Consider the following 1,780-nt stretch of genomic DNA (forward strand, 5'->3'; position numbering starts at 1 on the left):
AAGCTGCGCGCCAGGGCGTGCACCCGGCGGCGTACGGCCTCCTCCTCGGCCTGGGAGGCGAGCCCGACCATGCCGCCGAGCCGGGTCGCGTACCGGTCCCGCAGGCTGCGGTCCTTGATCCGGGCGACCACCGGCACGCCCGCGTCGAGCGCGGCGACCTGCCCTTCGCCGGAGTCCAGGTTGTACCGGGAGACGATGGAGCGGAGCGCGAAGGCGAACAGCGGGGTGCGGGTGTCGACCAGGCCCTGGACGGCCTCGTCACCCTCGGCCAGCCGCAGGTCACAGGGGTCCATGCCGCCGGGTGTGATGGCGATGGAGGTCTCGGCGGCGAACTTCTGGTCGTCCTCGAAGGCACGCAGCGCGGCCTTCTGCCCGGCCGCGTCGCCGTCGAAGGTGAAGACGACCTCGGCGCCGGAGTTGTCCATCAGCAGCCGGCGGAGGATCTTGATGTGGTCGCCGCCGAAGGAGGTGCCGCAGGTGGCGATCGCGGTGGTGACCCCGGCGAGATGGCAGGCCATGACGTCGGTGTAGCCCTCGACGACGACGGCGCGGCTGGACTTGGCGATGTCCTTCTTCGCCAGGTCGATGCCGTAGAGCACCTGGGACTTGCGGTAGAGCGGGGTCTCCGGGGTGTTGAGGTACTTCGGGCCGTTGTCGTCCTCGCGGAGCTTGCGGGCGCCGAAGCCGACGACCTCGCCGGTGATGTCGCGGATGGGCCACATCAGCCGGCCGCGGAACCGGTCGATGGGGCCGCGCCGGCCGTCCTGCGCGAGCCCGGAAAGGATCAGCTCCTTGTCGGTGAACCCGCGGCCGCGCAGGAACCGGACCAGGTGGTCCCAGCCCGCCGGGGAGTAGCCGACACCGAAATGCTGCGCGGCAGCCTGGTCGAAGCCGCGCTGGGCGAGGAACTTGCGGCCGATCTCGGCCTCGGCGCCGTCCAGCTGCTCGACGTAGAACTGCGCGGCCACCTTGTGGGCCTCGACGAGCCGGATCCGTTCGCCCTGCTGGCGGCCCGGGTTGTAGCCGCCCTCCTCGTACCGCAGGGTGATGCCCGCCTGGGAGGCGAGTCGCTCGACGGCCTCGGAGAAGGAGAGGTGGTCGAGCTTCATCACGAAGTCGAGGGTGTCGCCGCCCTCCTGGCAGCCGAAGCAGTAGAAGAGGCCCTTGCTGGGGCTCACCTGGAACGACGGGCTCTTCTCGTCGTGGAACGGGCAGAGGCCCTTGAGATTGCCGCCGCCCGCGCTGCGCAGCTGGAGATACTCGGAGACGACGGCGTCGATCGGGACCGCGTCCCGGACCGCCTTCACGTCGTCGTCATTGATCCTGCCTGCCACGCGAAGAGTCTACGGCCGGACACGGACACCCGGACCCGCCGCCTCGGACGGGCCGGACGGGCCGCCGCCCCGAGCATGCCGCCCCCTCGCCCGGAGCGCCCGGCGCCCGCCCCACGGCCCGCCCGCGGAAACGGACCGCGAACGCGCGCTTCACGGCCCGCCCGCGGACACGGGCCGTGAAGCCCGCGGCTCCCGCCCCGGACGCGGGACGGCGGCCCTCACCGTTCGGGCCGCCGGGGCGCGGCCGCGCCCCTCACAGCCGGGCCACGAACACGTAGTGCGGCCCGGCCGTCTCGATGACGAATTCCTCACCGACGGCCGTGAAGCCGTGGTGCTCGTAGAACCCGCGGGCCGGGCTGCGCCCGTTGCACCAGACCGCCGAGGCCCCGCGCGCGGCGGCCTCGGCCAGTCCCGCCCGGAGCACCGCCGCGCCGTACCCCTCGCCG

General features: G+C 73.0%; 2 protein-coding genes. Both read right to left on the minus strand.

Features of this window, described 5'->3' with window-relative positions; genetic code table 11:
• A partial coding sequence (dnaG, locus tag GCU69_RS06365; RefSeq protein WP_156205358.1) for a DNA primase occupies window positions 1-1,334 on the minus strand: 1,334 nt, incomplete at its 3' end.
• 253 nt (window positions 1,335-1,587) lie between these two features.
• A partial coding sequence (locus GCU69_RS06370; RefSeq protein ID WP_156205359.1) for a GNAT family N-acetyltransferase occupies window positions 1,588-1,780 on the minus strand: 193 nt, incomplete at its 5' end.

Origin of the sequence: Streptomyces lycii (assembly GCF_009735685.1) — a bacterium.
Classification (GTDB): domain Bacteria; phylum Actinomycetota; class Actinomycetes; order Streptomycetales; family Streptomycetaceae; genus Streptomyces; species Streptomyces lycii.